This is a genomic window from Pararhodospirillum oryzae (assembly GCF_007992075.1).
Lineage (GTDB): Bacteria > Pseudomonadota > Alphaproteobacteria > Rhodospirillales > Rhodospirillaceae > Pararhodospirillum > Pararhodospirillum oryzae.
Window position 1 is genome coordinate 1 of record NZ_BJZO01000054.1, and the last position, 15376, is coordinate 15376.

Here is a 15376-nt window from a genome sequence, read left to right on the forward strand (position 1 = left end):
ATTGCCCCGCCCCGGCGCGCCATTTGTCTTGCGCCCCTGGCGGGTCCTCTGTATAAGACCCGCTCTTTTTCGCGGGAGAGCGAGGCGATGAAAAAGGACATCCACCCTGACTATCACGAGGTCACCGTCCAGATGACCGATGGGAGCGAGTTTACCACCCGCTCGACCATGAAGGCGACCAGCTTGCGCCTGGATATCGACCCCAAGTCCCATCCGGCGTGGACGGGCGTGCACCGTCTGATCGACAGCGGAGGGCAGTTGGCGAAGTTCAACAAGCGCTTCGCGGGCTTTGGCCTGAAGAAGTAAGGGCGTTCGCGTTCCCTCGCCCTCTCCGGCCTGGCGGCCTCCCTCCCCAAGAGGGAGGGCCGCCATCCGTTTTGAGGGGCCAGCGGACTTGTCACGCGCTTTGAATTGCGTTTCGGGGCAAATCCGCCTACATATCGACCTAGAGGGGGCCTGACCTGCAACTCCCTCCTTGCGGCCTCCGTCGCGAGGAGAGGTTTTGTTTCGCCCCCAGGCCGGGTCACCCCTGCGGCCTGCCGCCCGCGACGCGGGGTTCGGGCCGGTCGGATGGGATAACCTGCCAGAAGCACGGTCGATATGCCAGCCGTCGTCCACTATGAATTGTATGTCCTTGAAGCCAACGGCTGGAGCCTGCGCCAGCGATTCGCCAGCAGCGAACGCGACGAGGCCGTGAGCGAAGCCAGGGACCTGGAAAACCGCACCGGCCAGGCCACCAAGGTGGTCCGGGAAACCTATAATACGAACGGGCTCGGGTCGGCGGAAGAAGTCGTTTACCTGAGCCCCCGCCTGAAAGAGGGCCGCCCCGGGCAATGGATCGGGGGCCCCGCCCCCACGGCCGCCGGCACCGCCAGCACGGGGGCACGACCCAACGCCCAGATTCCCGAAGGCCTGGAAATCTACAGCGATCCCGAGGCGTTGCGCGCCCGCGCCGTGAACGCGTCAACCGCCGACATTCTGGGCCGGGTGCTGCTGGTCTTGAGCGCCAGCCTGATTTTGGCGTCGTTGAGCACCGCCCTGGTGCCGGCCTTGCTGAACCTGATTTCGTCCCTGGGGTTCACGGTGGCCCAGGGGAACCTGGGCTCGCTGCTGTTCGGCCTTTTCCTGGCGATTTTCCTGATCTGCACGGCGGTGATCGGCCGGCGCCTCATTCCCTTTGCCAGCCTGCTGCGGGGCGACGAGAAACTGCGCCGCCGCCTCGACGACGGCCCCCGCGCCATGCCGGTTCCGGCCACCGCCGAGGATGCCCGCCTGCCCAAGACCACCGCCGCCCACTGGCCCGAGGGACAGGTGGATCCCGTTTCGCTGATGGAAGAAGAACCCGGCCCCCCCCCGGTTCTCGAAACCGAAACCGCCCGCGAACGGGCCCGGCGCGAAAAGGCCGAGCAGCGCGAAAGGGAGGAAGCCGCCCAGCGCGAGGCCGAGGCCCGGGAGGCCGCCCGGCGCGAGGCCGCCGCCCGGAAGGAAAGCACGCAGGCGGCCCCCGCCCCCACCCTCAGCCCCGAGCAGGAGCAGGGCCGGCGCCTGGCCATGGCGTTCCTGGGCGGCGCGGTGGGAATCCTGAAGGGAACGCGCCCTCCCCTGGATGTTTTCGCCCGCTTTGGCCTCAACCTCTACCTGGCCGGTGGGATCGACATGCTGGGCCAGCGCCTGGGCCTGGGACCGCTTGCCCTGCGCCCCTTGCTGCGCGAAACCCTGGAGGTGATGGGCACCCGCGCCGCGCTTGCCCAGATGTTCATGGACAAGCTCGACGAATACGCCCTCGAACCGCGCTACATGCGCATGATGAGCCAGGGGCGCGAGGCCATGGGGCACCTGCTGACCCAGGATGCCGATCCCTTCCGCGACCTGCCGGCGACCATGGCGGAATGGTCGGCGCCGCCAACGCATAGCGCCTCGTCGAGCACCGTGGCCATCGTGTTCACCGACATTGTGGAGTCCACCGCCTTGAACAGCCGGGTGGGCGACGCGGTCTCGCGCGGGGTGACGCGCATCCACAACACGCTGGTGCGCTCGGCCCTGAACCGGTTCGGTGGCCGCGAGGTCAAGCATACCGGCGACGGCATCATGGCGGTTTTTCCCGTCGTCTCGCAGGCCGTCGAGGCGATGGCCGAGGTCCAGCGCGGCATTGCCGCCTATAATGCCAGCTCGCCCGAGAATCCCTTGTCGGTTCGCATCGGCATCAATGCCGGCGAGCCGGTGGTCGAGGAAAACGATTATTTTGGCCTGGCGGTTACCCTGGCCGCGCGCATCTGCGCCGAAGCCGGACCCGGCGAAATTCTGTGCTCCAGCGTCGTGCGGGAGCTGACCCAGGGCAAGACTCTCTTCTTCCGCTCGCGGGGCGAAACCCCTCTCAAGGGCGTGAGCGAGCCCCAGCGCCTCTATGATGTGATCTGGGAACGCGACGAGGAACCGGCCGATTCCGGCGCGGACTCCGGCGAAACCGATCCCGCGCCGCCCCCCCTCTCCCCGTAAGGATTGGTCCGGAAAAAAGGGGGCCGCTTTTCCCGAAAACAACAGATCCGGAGCGGTTCGCGCTTTTCGGATCCCGCTCCGGGGCCCTTCGCCCGTGGTTCCCGGGTCCCCCGGACCAAGGCCTTGAGCAAGGGCCCGTTGGCAAGCCGGAACACGCACGCTAGAGTGAGACCCGAGAAGCGCAAACCGCTTTCCGAATAAGCAAAGCGTAAAAACAAAGAGTTAGAGCACCAGGCCCGGATCCGGTTCAACGCGCGGTGCTCCATGGAGGCCGCCCCGGATCGCGCTGGCGGCGGCCGCTGGAGGAAATGGCATGAGAATCGTCCTGATCGAGGATGGCGCGGTCTATGACGGCGAAACGCCGGCCCGGCGCCCCCTGGGGGGGCTGGAACGGGCGGTGTGCGCCCTGGCCGCCGCCCTGGCCGATCGGGGCCACGAGGTTCAGGTGCTCAACCGCGCGCCGCGCACTACTTGCGTGTCCGGGGTGCTGTGGTCGCCGCTCCCGGTCGAAAACGATGCCCTCCTGCCCGGCGAGCCCCCCGACGCGGTGATCGCGGTGGCCGATCCCGCGTTGTTTCATCGCTGCCCGGACGCGCCCGCCCGGGTGCTGTGGGCGCTGGGAACGCCCGAGGCCCTGGGCCGGCCGGACGGACGCGCCGCCATCGAGGCCTTCCGGCCCGCCCTGGCCCTGCCCGGCCTCGCCGCCTACAACGCCTCGCCCGTGGGCGGCGGCACGGTGGTGCCCTGTGGCATCGACCCGGTGTTCCGCCCCGCCTGGGACGGCCACGCCCGGCCCGAACCGCCCGAGCCGCCGGTGGCCATCGTCACCACCCACCCCCTGCACGGCCTGGCCGAGGTGCTTGATCTGTGGGAGGAGCGGATCCATCCCGCCATTCCCGCCGCCGCCTTGCATGTGTATTCCGCGCGCCTTGCATGCATGCTGGAGCCGGAATCGGGCCCCCTCGACCCCCTCTCGCCCCTGGGGGCGCTGGCGGCGCGCGCGCGCGCGCTGGCGCCGGCGGGGGTGGAGGTCCGCGCGCCCTTGCCCTCGAAGGCGATGGCCGAGGTCTACCAGAAGGCCCGCGTCCATGTGTATCCCGGTCATCCCCAGGATATGATCTGCTGGACCCTGGCCGACTCGCAGGCCTCGGGCCTGCCCGCCGTGGCCCGCCAGCGGGGCGCCTGCGCCGACCGCATCGTCAACGGCGAGAGCGGCTATCTGGTGCCCGATACCGAGGCCCTGGCCAACGTGACCCTTGAAATCCTGCGCGGCCCCGAGGTGTGGCGCTCGCTGGCGGGTACCGCCGCCCGCCCGGAACGGCGTCGCGCCTGGGAAACCGTGGCCCTGTCCATGGAACGCCTGATGACCGTGTAATCCCGTTCTCGTACAGACCAACGGTTCAAGCTTTCTGGCGCCAAGGGCCACGGGCCGCTATGATTAACAGGCCTGCCGTCCTTGCCGCTTCTCCTGGAGTGCCCGATGGACCTGCGTATCCTTCAAGTCATGGCCGGTGCCGAACAAGGCGGGGCGGAACTGTTCTTCGAACGGCTGTGCATCGGCCTGCACCGCGCTGGCGCGCATCAGCACATCTTGACCCGTCCGGCGTCCGGTCGCATCGACCGCCTGCAGGAGGCGGGGCTTCGTCCGGTCCTGCTCCCCTTTGGGGGCCGGCTCGACCTCAAGACCATGGTGCGCATGCGCCAGGAAATCACGCGCTTCAAGCCCGCCGTGGCGCTCGCCTGGATGAACCGGGGCGCCCGGTTCACGCCAACGGGCTCGCATGTGCTGTGCGCGCGCCTGGGCGGTTTCTACGACATCAAGTATTATCGTCATTGTGACTGGCTGGTCTGCCTAACCGAGGATATCCGCGAGCACGTGGTGGCCTCCGGCTTCCCGCGCGAGCGCACCGTGCACCTGCCCAATTTCGTGCCCCTGGACCGGGGCGAGCCGGCGGCGCGCAAGACCTTGTACACCCCCGACAACGTGCCCTTGATCTTCGCGCTCGGGCGCCTGCATGAAAACAAGGCCTTCGATACCCTGCTGCGCGCCCTGGCCCAGGTGCCCGATGCGTACTTGTGGCTGGCGGGCGACGGCCCCTTGCGCGCGGACCTGGAGGCTTTGGCCCGCGAGCTGGGCATCAAGCCGCGCGTGCGCTTCCTGGGCTGGCGCGACGACACCGCCGCCTTGTATGCCGCCGCCGACCTGGTTGTGTTCCCCTCGCGTCACGAGCCGCACGGCAACGTGGTGCTGGAAGCCTGGGCCCAGGCCCGCCCGCTGATCTGCACCGCCACCCACGGCCCGGCGAGCCTGATCACCCACGGGGAAGACGGCCTGCTGGTGCCGGTCGACGATCCCCGGGCCCTGGCCCAGACCATCCGCCAGACCCTGGAATCGCCCGCGTTGCAAGAAGCCCTGGCCCGGGGCGGCTGGGAAAGCTATCAGGCCCGCTTCACCGAGGAAAAGGTGGTGGGCGCCTACCGGGCGTTCTTTGAACAGGTGGTGGCGCAGCGCGCGGCCGAACGGACCGGCGCCGCCCACCCCCCGGCTCCGGCCGCCTGAAGGGACCTGCCATGTGTGGAATCGCGGGGCTCGCGTGTCTGCCGGGACGAGAGCCGCCCGAAGGGCTGGCGGCGCGTCTGATCAAGGCCCTGGCCCATCGCGGCCCCGATGGCAGCGGGCTGCACGAGGCCCCGGGGGTGCTGCTGGTCCAGACCCGGCTTGCCATCGTGGACCTGGTGAGCGGCGATCAGCCCCTGATCGACGACGCCGGCCGGGTTCTGGTCGCCAACGGCGAAATCTACAACGATCCCCTGCTGCGCCAGATGCTCGGGGAAACCCGGTTTCGCACCCACTCGGATTGCGAACCGATCTTGCCCCTGTACGCCGATCACGGCGTGGACGGGGCCGGGGCCTTGCGGGGCATGGTGGCCTTCGCCCTGTGGGATCCGGGCCCCCGGCGCCTGGTGCTGCATCGTGATCCGTTTGGCATCAAGCCCCTGTACATCGCCGAAACCCCGTGGGGCGTGGCCTTTGCCAGCGAGCCCCAGGCCCTGATCGCGGCCCGCCTGGTGGACGCGGTGGAAAACCCGGGCCCGCGCGACCAGCTGCTTCAGCTTCAGTTCACGTGCGGGACCGAAACCGCCTTCGCGGGCATTCACCGCGTGGCCCCGGGCGAGCTTCTGGTGATCGAGGATGGCCGCATCGTCGCCCGTCACCACCGCGAGGCCCTGCCCCCCACGCCCACGCCCCTGGTTACGCCCAAGGATCCGCTGGCGGAACTGGACCGGGTTCTGGCCGACAGTGTCGCCGTGCACCAGCGCGCCGACGTGCCCTATGGCCTGTTCTTGTCGGGGGGCATCGATTCGTGCGCTGTCCTGGCCCTGATGGCCCGCCTGGGCGACCGGCCGGTGCTGGCGTTCACCGCCAGTTTCCCCGAGGGCGGCGCGCCCGACGAAGCCGAGCCGGCCCGCGATGCCGCGCGCGCCGTCGGGGCCCGGCATGTGGTGGTGCCGGTGCGCGAACGCGATTTTCTCGACCACCTGCCGGCCATGGTGGCGGCCCTCGATGATCCGGTGGCCGATTACGCCATTGTTCCCACCTGGCTGCTGGCCCGGGCCGCCCGGACCGAGGTCAAGGTGGTGCTGTGTGGCGAGGGGGGCGACGAGATGCTGGGCGGCTATGGCCGCTATCGCCATGCCCGCCGCCCGTGGCCGTTTGGCCGCCCCTTGCGCCGGACCGGCTTGCTGGAAGGCCTGGGTGTCTTGCGCGCGCAGTCCCGCGCCTGGCGCCAGGGCATCGCCGGGGCCGAGGCCCGGGCCCGGGCCCTGGGCGGCTCGCGCCTGATCCAGGCCCAGCGGGTGGACTGCGCCGACTGGCTGCCCCACGACCTGCTGAACAAGCTCGACCGCTGCTTGATGGCGCACGGGGTGGAAGGGCGGGTGCCCTTCGTGGACCCCGAGGTGGCGGCCTTCTGCCTGCCGCTGGCCGACGATCTCAAGATCCGGGGCGGGCGCGGCAAGTGGCTGCTGCGCGCGTGGCTGGACCGCCATCTGCCGGCGACGAACGCGTTCGCGCCCAAGCAGGGCTTCACGGTGCCGGTGGGGCAGTGGATCCACGCCCATGGCCCGCGCCTTGGCGCCCTGGTCGCGGCGGTCCCGGCGGTGCAAGCCCTGGCCGAGCCCCAGGCGGTGCGCGCCTTGTTTGAAAGCCCGCGCAAGGACGCGGCCCTGGGGGCGTGGGTCCTGCTCAGTTATGCCTTGTGGCACCGGCGCCATGTCGGGGGGCTGGCTCCCGAGGGCGACGTGTTCCACTGCCTAGCCACCCCGGGATAACGGCCGCCCGAGGGGCCGCCCCCTGTTGTCACACGGAAAGGACCGCGCCATGACCGAGACCTTCGACCTGATCTTGACCGGCGGCACGGTGGTTCTGCCCGGGCGCACCGTTCGGGCCGACGTCGGCGTCCGGGGGCCCCACGTGGCGGCGATCGGCGCCCTGGACCCCGGACACGCGGCCCAGGTGGTGGACTGCGCCGGGCTCCACGTGCTGCCCGGGGTGATCGATACCCAGGTGCATTTCCGCGAGCCGGGCCTGGAACACAAGGAAGACCTGGAAAGCGGCACCCGGGCCGCCGTGCTGGGGGGCGTGTGCGGGGTGTTTGAAATGCCCAACACCACGCCGCCGACCGATTCGCTCGCCGCGCTCAAGGACAAGCTGGCCCGCGCGCGCGCGCGGGCCTGGTGCGATCACGCGTTTTACCTGGGGGCGGGCGCCGACAACGCCGACGCCCTGGGCGGCTGGGAACGGGCGCCTGGCTGCTGCGGCATCAAGGTGTTCATGGGGTCGTCCACCGGCACCTTGCTGGTCGAGGACGACGACGTGCTGCGCCGGGTGCTGACCTCGGGCATCCGCCGGGTGGCCGTGCACTGCGAGGACGAGGCCCGCCTGCGCGAACGCCGCGCCCTGGTCGCCGAGGGGGCGCCGGTGGCCGCCCATGCCGAGTGGCGCGACGCCGAAACCGCCCGGCGCGCCACCGCCCGCCTGCTGACCCTGGCGCGCGAGACCGGGCGCAAGGTGCATGTGCTGCACGTCACCACCGCCGAGGAAATGGCCCTGTTGCAGGCCTACCGCGATATCGCCAGCGTCGAGGTAACGCCGCAGCACCTGACCCTGGCCGCACCCGAGGCCTACGAGACCCTGGGCACCCTGGCCCAGATGAACCCGCCGATTCGCGACGCCCGCCACCGGGCCGCGTTGTGGACGGCCCTGGATCAGGGAATCGTGGATGTCATCGGATCCGATCACGCGCCCCACACCCGCGAGGAAAAGGCCCGGCCCTATCCGGCCAGCCCCTCGGGCATGCCCGGCGTGCAAACCCTGGTGCCGGTGATGCTTGATCACGTGCACGCCGGGCGCCTCAGCCTGGAGCGCTTCGTGGACCTGACCAGCGCCGGACCGGCGCGCCTGTTCGACATCGCCGGCAAGGGCCGCGTCGCCGTGGGGTTCGATGCCGACCTGACGGTGGTTGACCTCTCGGCCCGCCGCGAGATCACCGACGCCTGGAGCGCCAGCCGCTGCGGGTGGACTCCCTTCAACGGCCACACGGTCACGGGCTGGCCGGTGATGACCGTGATTCGGGGCCACGTGGTGATGCGCGAGGGCGAGCTTCAGGGGGCTCCCCTGGGCGCGCCGATGCGCTTCCATCCCCTGCCCCCGGCTCCGGCCGAGGGGTCGCTGGCGTAGGGAAAAGGCCGGTTGGTGCCTCTCGAGTCGCGGGAGGCACCGGCGGGCAGAGGCGGCCCCGGCCGCTTGAGGGGGCGAGTCTTATGGTCAGGTCCTCCGGACGGATCAAACCGAGGCCCCGACTTTTTCCTAGACTTTTTTCCAGCCGTCCGGCGTCCGGTCCTTCCCTTTGGAGAACCTTGGTTTTTCCGCCCTGTCCTTTTGGCAGGGATGACCTGCATTTCAGGCGGATTGACCCGTCCCTTGACAGATTCGACCATTCCGTCAGCATCAGGGGGGGCGGATGGGGCATGACGGTTGAATCCGGAGCCCCCGCGACCATGGGTTTTCGGCGAGGAGGTAAAGGCGTGACCAAGGCAGTGGATCCGGACAACCCTCCGAAAAAGGACCAGGCCCGCCTTTTGTGGGAAACCCTGACCCATCTGGAGCAAGAAGCGCTCGCCGTGGTGGGCAAGGACGTGGGCATGCTCATCGGCTGCGCCCGCCTGGCGCTCGAACAGCAGTTCGGTGGTTTTCCCGGGCAAGGCCCCCCGCCCGTGGTCCACTGAACAGGGTGGGTTTTTGCCCTGCCATTGACGTTGACGTAAACGCAAGTCCCGCGATAGCCTCTCCCGATAACAAAGAAACGGCGAAGGGGACCCCCTTTGCCCGTTGGACGAGGGGGGGGCACCCATGCACGTGAACGGATCGGTAGCCGTGGTGACGGGGGCCGCCTCGGGCCTCGGGCGGGCCACGGCGGCGGCCCTGGTGGACGCGGGCGCGCGGGTGGCCCTGCTCGACCGGGCCGGCGACACGGTGAAGGAAACGGCGGCGGCGCTGGGCCCCCGGGCCCTGGGGCTGGTGTGCGACGTGTGCGACGAAGCCTCGGTCACGGCCGCCCTCGACCAAGCGGCGGCGGTCCACGGCCCGGCCCGCCTCGTGGTCAACGCCGCCGGAATCTTCAGCGCCGGGCGGCTGGTGGGCCGCGATGGCCCGATCGACCTGGACTCGTTCCGGCGCACGATCGAGGTCAACCTGATGGGCACGGTGACGGTGATGAGCCGGGCGGCGGCGCGCATGACGGCGCTTGAGCCCATGACCCCGGACGGCGCCCGGGGGGTGATCGTCAACACGGCCTCGATCGCGGCGTTTGAAGGCCAGACCGGCCAGGGGGCCTATGCCGCCTCCAAGGGCGCGGTGGCGGCCCTGACCTTGCCGGCCGCGCGCGAGCTGGCCCGCCATGGCATCCGGGTGGTGGCGATCGCACCCGGAGTGTTTGAAACACCCATGGTCAGCGCCGGCCTGACCCCCGAGGTCCGTCAGGGTCTGGAAGCCGCGTGCGTGTTTCCGGCCCGCCTGGGCCATGCCGACGAATTCGCCCGCTTCGTGGTGGCGGTGTGCCAGAACCCCATGCTGAACGGATCGGTGATCCGCCTGGACGGCGCCCAGCGCCTGGGCTGATTACCGGGCGGCCTCGCGGGCCAGAATGAACGACGCCGCCTCGTCCAGGGAGTCGGCCACGAAGGCCGCGCCCGGGGCGCCCTCGGCCTCGGTTTCGCGCCCATGCCCGGTTCGCACCAGGATGGAACAGGCGCCCACGCCCAGCCCCAGATCCAGGTCCGCCTGCTTGTCGCCGATCATGTAGGACTGGGCGGGATCGAACGGAGTCAGGGCCTGGGCGGCCTCGACCAGCCCGGGGCGGGGCTTGCGACAGGCGCAATCGTCGTCGGGACCATGCACGCAGGCATGAAGGCCGGTGAGGGTCACGCCTTCCTCGGCCAGCAAGGCATGAAAGCGATCGTGGATGCGATCGAGCACCTCGGGATCGATCACGCCGCGCGCCACCCCCGACTGATTGGTGACGACGATCAACGCGAACCCGGCCGCTTGCAGCCGGCGCAATCCCTGGGCGGCGCCGGGCAACAGGCGCAGCTGGTCGGGGTCGGACAGGTAATGGACATCCACGTTGATCGTGCCATCGCGGTCGAGCAACACGGCTCGGCGGGACGGAGGGGCCATGTGTTTTCTCCGGTTGGAAGGGGGCCGATCATAAGGAAGCGGGCCGTGGTATCAGGGAACGGGCGCGCAGGCCAGCGCGGCGTCGGACGGGCCTTCCGGAAGGAAGCGCCCTCCCCCTTCCGCAAGGAAGCGCCCTCCCATGACGCGGTGACGCACGCGCAGGTGCCGGCCCTCCTCGCCCGGGGGCGCCAGATCCCACCACCAGCGCGTGCCCTCCACCCCCGGGCGGGCGCCGAACAGCAGATCGACCCGGCTGGCGGCCCCGGCGCCGTCGGTGGCGCGCTCCTCGCGTTCGAAGTCGGTGATCAGGCACACCGCGCCCGAACACTGGGCCAGCGCCGCCAGGTGGGCGTCGATCAGGGCCCGGGCCACCCGGTCCTGGGCGGCACCGTCCTGGCCGGCCCGCTCCATCCAGCGCCGGGGCGCCACCGCGAGCTGGCTCAGCACGTTGGCCGAGACCACCAGATCTGCCGCGCGCGCGATCGGAGGAAAAAGCGCCGGATCGGGCACCACGGGTTCGGTGGCGGGCGAGGCGGCCAGCGGGCCCAGAATGCCGGTGAGATCGGTTTCCAACACCCGAACGCCCGGCCCGGCCCGGCGGATGGCAAGGCGCGTGGGCCAGGGGATCACCGCGTCCACCAAAACCACCTGCTGGAAGCGCGCGGCCAGGGCCTCCAGCGGCACCTCCAGCAGCCACCCGGCTCCCAGCACCACGGCCAGCCCCTCGCCCGGGGCCTGGTCGGCCACCCGCAACACGGCGGCTTGCGCCTGTTCGCGGTGGGGGGCCCAGGCCCGGGCCTGCCGGCGCGACCGCGCCCACAGGGCCACCGTGTCGTGCACCAGACCCAGGCGCCGCGTCGCGGGGGGGGCCGGGGTGGTCAACGCCAGGATCCATTCCGCGAGCATGGGCCAGACTCCCGTCAAGAGGGATGATCAGCGCCGGGCGAACAGGCGCTCGATATCGGCAAGGCGCAGCGTGACATGGGTGGGGCGGCCGTGGTTGCACTGGCCCGAGCGGGGGGTGGTTTCCATGGCGCGCAGCAAGGCATTCATTTCGGCCAGCCCCAGGCGCCGCCCGGCCCGCACCGACCCGTGGCAGGCCATGGTGGCCACCACGTGCCCCAGCCGGTCTTGCAGGATCTGGGGCGTGCCCCATTCGGCCAGCCCGTCGGCCAGGTCGCGCACCAGTCCCTTGACGTCGGTATCGCCCAGCAGGGCCGGAACCTCGCGCACCACCACGGCGCCGGGACCGAAGGCCTCGATCCCCAGCCCCAGGCGGGCCAGATCCTCGGCGGCTTCCAGCAGGCGCTGGGCGGCCGGTTCGTCAAGGTCCACCACCTCGGGCAGCAGCAGCCCCTGGCGGCGCACGCCCCCCTCGGCCAGGGCCTCGTTCATGCGCTCCATCACCAGGCGTTCGTGCGCGGCGTGCTGATCGACGATGACCAGACCGTCGCGGCTCTGGGCCAGGATGTAGGTGGCATGAATCTGCCCCACCGCCCTCCCCAGGGGCCATTCGTCGGGGATGTCTCCGGGGTCCTCGGGAAGACCCTCGGCGGAAGCCGGAAACGGCTCGACCACGCCCGCCGGCAGGGGAACCCGCGCCGTGCCGGACTCGGCCAGGCCGCCGCCTTCTCCCGCGCCCGCCCCCGATCCCGTCCACGGCGCGGGAGCCTGGGCGGCGTAGGCGAAGCGCAAGGCGCCCTGGCCGGGCCGGCGCGGCCCGTGCCACGGCAAGGAGCCGGTTCCCTGGGGCGCGCGGGGCGGCAGGGTCCCGGCCGGAAGCGGGTCGTCTCCGGCTCCACCGGCGCGCAAGGCGTCCAGGACCTCGGCCCCCAGGGCGGGATGGGCCTGGGGCCGGGCCTGGGCCAGGGTGTGGCGCAAGGCGGAAACGATCAGGCCCCGGACCAGGGCGGCATCGCGAAAGCGCACCTCGGTCTTGGCCGGATGCACGTTCACGTCCACCAGGTCGGTGGGCAGGTCGAGGTACAACACGACGATGGCATGGCGGTCGTGGGGCAGCACGTCGGCATAGGCGGCGCGCACCGCCCCGTGCAGCAGGCGATCGCGCACCGGCCGGCCATTGACGAACAGGTACTGGGCGGCGGTGGTGGCGCGGTTGCAGGTCGGCAGGGCGATGGCCCCCGACAGACGCAGGGGGTCGCGCTCGGCATCCACCGGAATGGCGTTTTCGGCCACGTCGCGCCCCAGGATGGCGCCCAGGCGGTCCAGGCGGCCACTGAACAGATCGCCTTGCGCCGGAGCCAGCCGCAGCACGGAGCGATCCCCATCGGTCAGGGAAAACCCGATCCCCGGATGGGCCAGCGCCAGCCGGTGCAGCGCATCGACCACGTGGCCCTGCTCGGTGCGGGGCGCCTTCAGGAACTTGAGGCGGGCCGGGGTGGCGAAGAACAGGTCGCGGACCTCGATCCGGGTGCCCGGGGGATGGCTGGCGGGCTCGGGCGTGCCCTTGGCGCCCCCTTCCACGCTCAGGCTCCAGGCGTTGGCGGCCCCGGCCGGACGGCTGGTCAGGGTGAGGCGCGCGACCGAGGCAATGGCGGGCAGGGCCTCGCCGCGAAAGCCCAGGGTATGAATGGCCAGCAGGTCGTCGCCGGGCAGCTTGGACGTGGCATGGCGTTCAACCGCCAGCACCATCTCGTCGGGGGTCATGCCACAGCCGTCGTCGACCACCACCAGGCGCGCGCGCCCACCGTCGGCCAGAACCACGTCGATGCGCCCGGCCCCGGCATCGATGGCGTTTTCGACCAGTTCCTTGAGCACCGAGGCCGGGCGCTCGACCACCTCGCCGGCGGCGATGCGGTTGACCAGGGTGGGGGGCAGCAGACGAATGGTCATGGGAAACGAACGCCGGATTCCGGGGGATGACAAAGGACAAGGGGGCCGGCGCGGGCCCTCTTGCCCCGCCACCCCGCTCCTGGAAACATAATCGCGGGGCGGGTTCACGCCAAGAGCGCACACCGGCGCCTCCCGGGCAACCGGGTGAACCGATTGCCCGGGAGTCTTTGCAGTGCCCTCAAACGCCGGGCACGCACTCCGTGCGCTTAGCTCTCGCGGCAGGGGCCGCGCGCCGCCGTCGCGGCGCGGGGGCTCGCGCGATTGACTCTAGCGCCGCCACTCGCGGATCAGGCCGATCAGGGCGTTGGTAGAGGCGTCATGCGCCAGCGGGCGGGTGTCGTCCTCCAGCTCCGGCAAGATGGCGCCGGCCAGGCGCTTGCCCAGCTCGACCCCCCACTGGTCATAGGCATTGATGCCCCACACCGTGGCCTGGACATGGATCTTGTGTTCGTAGAGGGCAATGATCATGCCCAGCGTGCGCGGATCCAGGCGGCGGAAGACAAGGGTGTTCGACGGCCGGTTGCCGGGGAAGACGATATGAGGCAGCAAGGCTTCCAGCTCGGCTCCCTTGAGGCCCCGGCCTTCCAGCTCGGCCCGGGCCTCGGCCTCGGTGCGCCCGCGCATCAGGGCTTCCGCCTGGGCCAGCACGTTGGACAACAAAATGGGATGATGACGGCCCAGGGGGTGGAAGCTGGTGGCCGGCGCCAGGAAATCGCACGGGATCAGGTGCGTTCCCTGGTGGATGAGCTGGTAGAACGAGTGCTGGCCGTTGGTGCCGGGCTCGCCGAACAAGATGGGGCCGGTGCCCCAGGCCACGGGCTGGCCATCAAGGGTCACGCGCTTGCCGTTGCTTTCCATGTCGGCTTGCTGAAGGTAGGCGGGCAACCGGTGCAAGGACTGGTCATAGGGCAGCACGGCGTGGGCATGGGCGCCATGGAAGCCGCCATACCATACCCCGAGCAGGGCCAGGATGACCGGCATGTTCTGGTCCAAGGGCGCGGTGCGGAAGTGGTCATCCATGGCGTGGGCGCCATCAAGCAGGGCCCGGAAAGCCTCGAACCCGACCGCGAGCGCGATGGGCAGCCCGATCGCCGACCACAGGGAATAGCGGCCGCCCACCCAGTCCCAGAACCCGAACATCACGTTGGGATCGATGCCAAAGGCTTCCACGGCCTTGGCATTGGTGGAAAGCGCGGCGAAGTGATGGCGCACCGCTGTTTCGCCCAGGGCATCGACCACCCAGGCGCGCGCGGTCTGGGCGTTGGTCAGGGTTTCCTGGGTGGTGAAGGTCTTGGAAGCGACCAGAAACAAGGTGGTGGCCGGGTCCAGGCCTTGCAGCGTGGTGGCGATGTGGGTCGCATCAACATTGGAAACGAAATGAACGCGAAGGCCGGGGCGGGCATAGGGCTTCAGGGCCTCGGTCACCATCACCGGGCCCAGGTCCGAGCCACCGATGCCGATGTTGACCACGTCGGTGATCACCTTGCCGGTGGCGCCGCGCCAGGTGCCGTCATGAACGGCGGTGGTGAAGGCCTTCATGCGTTCCAGCACGGCGCGGATCTCGGGCTTGACGTCGGCGCCATCGACCAGAACGGGGGTGTCGGTGGGATCGCGCAACGCGACATGGAGCACGGATCGCTGCTCGGTGCTGTTGATGGGCTGGCCCGCGAACATGGCGTCGCGCCGGGCCTCGACCCCGGTCTGGCGGGCCAACTCCACCAGCAAGGGCAGGGTTTCGGCGGTCAGGCGGTTCTTCGAATAATCGAGCACAAGATCCCCCAGACGCAGGTGAAAGCGCTGGAAACGGTCGGGATCGGCGTCGAACAGGGCGCGCATCGGGGTGTCGCGCACGCTCTCGGCATGGGCGGCCAGCGCCTGCCAGGCGTCAAGACGGGTCAGGTCGGTCATGAGGGAGGCTCCTGGGGACGGCAGGGAAAGAGAATCAGGGCGCAAGCGAATTGAGAAAGAAAAGTTAAAAGGTATCGGATGGACGCAGGGCCGGCACGAATGCCAGACCCGCGCCGGCCGGCACGAGCAACGGCCCCCGCGCCGGCCGGCACGATACCCGAGCCGCCGCCCGACCGGTAGGCCCGAGGCCGGGAAATCCAAGGGATGGCTGGCATGGCGTGGAGGCGATACTTTCCTTCGCGATTGCATCACAAGGGGGCTTGCGCTGGCAGACGTTGGGGATTATGGTCCGGGCCTCTCGGGCGCCGTGGTAGCTCAGGGGTAGAGCAACTGATTCGTAATCAGTAGGTCGGAGGTTCAAATCCTCTCCACGGCACCATT

The 15376-nt window shown here is 70.2% G+C and carries 12 protein-coding genes and 1 tRNA gene; 9 read left to right on the forward strand and 4 right to left on the reverse strand.

All coding sequences use genetic code 11. The features are described 5' to 3' along the window. The first annotated feature begins 87 nt into the window (after positions 1–87). The 8 genes from rpmE (at position 88) to ROR02_RS10395 (ending at position 9676) form a co-directional block, all read left to right on the forward strand. Complete coding sequence (gene rpmE, locus ROR02_RS10360; RefSeq protein ID WP_147163953.1) at positions 88–306, forward strand: 50S ribosomal protein L31; 219 nt, start codon at positions 88–90, stop codon at positions 304–306. 294 nt (positions 307–600) lie between these two features. Beyond that, positions 601–2496, forward strand: a complete 1896-nt coding sequence (locus ROR02_RS10365) for an adenylate/guanylate cyclase domain-containing protein (RefSeq protein WP_147163954.1) — start codon at positions 601–603, stop codon at positions 2494–2496. A gap of 313 nt (positions 2497–2809) precedes the next feature. Continuing rightward, a complete protein-coding gene (locus ROR02_RS10370; RefSeq protein WP_147163955.1) occupies positions 2810–3871 on the forward strand; it encodes a glycosyltransferase in 1062 nt (353 codons plus the stop codon). Between the two features lie 105 nt (positions 3872–3976). Then, positions 3977–5056 (forward strand): glycosyltransferase, encoded by a 1080-nt coding sequence (locus ROR02_RS10375; protein ID WP_147163956.1) that lies wholly within the window; start codon positions 3977–3979, stop codon positions 5054–5056. Positions 5057–5067: 11 nt separating this feature from the next. Continuing rightward, a complete protein-coding gene (gene asnB, locus ROR02_RS10380; protein ID WP_147163957.1) occupies positions 5068–6828 on the forward strand; it encodes an asparagine synthase (glutamine-hydrolyzing) in 1761 nt (586 codons plus the stop codon). Positions 6829–6877: 49 nt separating this feature from the next. Further along, positions 6878–8236, forward strand: coding sequence for a dihydroorotase (locus ROR02_RS10385; protein WP_147163958.1), 1359 nt, complete (start codon positions 6878–6880; stop codon positions 8234–8236). Between the two features lie 347 nt (positions 8237–8583). Beyond that, positions 8584–8784 carry a hypothetical protein gene (locus ROR02_RS10390; protein ID WP_147163959.1) on the forward strand — a complete coding sequence of 67 codons (201 nt, stop codon included), beginning with the start codon at positions 8584–8586 and terminating at the stop codon, positions 8782–8784. Positions 8785–8908: 124 nt separating this feature from the next. Then, on the forward strand, positions 8909–9676 hold the full coding sequence (locus tag ROR02_RS10395) for an SDR family NAD(P)-dependent oxidoreductase (protein ID WP_147163960.1): 768 nt from the start codon (positions 8909–8911) through the stop codon (positions 9674–9676). Here ROR02_RS10395 and ROR02_RS10400 read toward each other — a convergent pair whose 3' ends face one another. From ROR02_RS10400 to pgi, 4 genes are all read right to left on the reverse strand, one after another. Then, positions 9677–10234 (reverse strand): D-glycero-alpha-D-manno-heptose-1,7-bisphosphate 7-phosphatase, encoded by a 558-nt coding sequence (locus ROR02_RS10400; protein ID WP_147163961.1) that lies wholly within the window; start codon positions 10232–10234, stop codon positions 9677–9679. A 51-nt stretch (positions 10235–10285) separates the two neighbouring features. After that, a complete protein-coding gene (locus tag ROR02_RS10405; RefSeq protein WP_174823025.1) occupies positions 10286–11140 on the reverse strand; it encodes a hypothetical protein in 855 nt (284 codons plus the stop codon). A gap of 27 nt (positions 11141–11167) precedes the next feature. After that, positions 11168–13087, reverse strand: a complete 1920-nt coding sequence (mutL, locus tag ROR02_RS10410) for a DNA mismatch repair endonuclease MutL (RefSeq protein ID WP_147163962.1) — start codon at positions 13085–13087, stop codon at positions 11168–11170. A 267-nt stretch (positions 13088–13354) separates the two neighbouring features. Continuing rightward, positions 13355–14995 carry a glucose-6-phosphate isomerase gene (gene pgi, locus ROR02_RS10415; RefSeq protein WP_147163963.1) on the reverse strand — a complete coding sequence of 547 codons (1641 nt, stop codon included), beginning with the start codon at positions 14993–14995 and terminating at the stop codon, positions 13355–13357. A gap of 304 nt (positions 14996–15299) precedes the next feature. On the opposite strand from pgi, the gene ROR02_RS10420 reads away from it, so the two are divergent. Further along, a tRNA-Thr gene (locus ROR02_RS10420) sits at positions 15300–15374 on the forward strand. Positions 15375–15376: the final 2 nt, after the last annotated feature.

What these genes read in the sequence shown, in the direction of transcription:
- rpmE (WP_147163953.1), top strand. Translation starts at nt 88, where the DNA reads ATGAAAAAGGACATCCACCCTGACTATCACGAGGTCACCGTCCAGATG.
- ROR02_RS10365 (WP_147163954.1), top strand. Translation starts at nt 601, where the DNA reads ATGCCAGCCGTCGTCCACTATGAATTGTATGTCCTTGAAGCCAACGGC.
- ROR02_RS10370 (WP_147163955.1), top strand. Translation starts at nt 2,810, where the DNA reads ATGAGAATCGTCCTGATCGAGGATGGCGCGGTCTATGACGGCGAAACG.
- ROR02_RS10375 (WP_147163956.1), top strand. Translation starts at nt 3,977, where the DNA reads ATGGACCTGCGTATCCTTCAAGTCATGGCCGGTGCCGAACAAGGCGGG.
- asnB (WP_147163957.1), top strand. Translation starts at nt 5,068, where the DNA reads ATGTGTGGAATCGCGGGGCTCGCGTGTCTGCCGGGACGAGAGCCGCCC.
- ROR02_RS10385 (WP_147163958.1), top strand. Translation starts at nt 6,878, where the DNA reads ATGACCGAGACCTTCGACCTGATCTTGACCGGCGGCACGGTGGTTCTG.
- ROR02_RS10395 (WP_147163960.1), top strand. Translation starts at nt 8,909, where the DNA reads ATGCACGTGAACGGATCGGTAGCCGTGGTGACGGGGGCCGCCTCGGGC.
- ROR02_RS10400 (WP_147163961.1), bottom strand. Translation starts at nt 10,234, where the DNA reads ATGGCCCCTCCGTCCCGCCGAGCCGTGTTGCTCGACCGCGATGGCACG.
- ROR02_RS10405 (WP_174823025.1), bottom strand. Translation starts at nt 11,140, where the DNA reads ATGCTCGCGGAATGGATCCTGGCGTTGACCACCCCGGCCCCCCCCGCG.
- mutL (WP_147163962.1), bottom strand. Translation starts at nt 13,087, where the DNA reads ATGACCATTCGTCTGCTGCCCCCCACCCTGGTCAACCGCATCGCCGCC.
- pgi (WP_147163963.1), bottom strand. Translation starts at nt 14,995, where the DNA reads ATGACCGACCTGACCCGTCTTGACGCCTGGCAGGCGCTGGCCGCCCAT.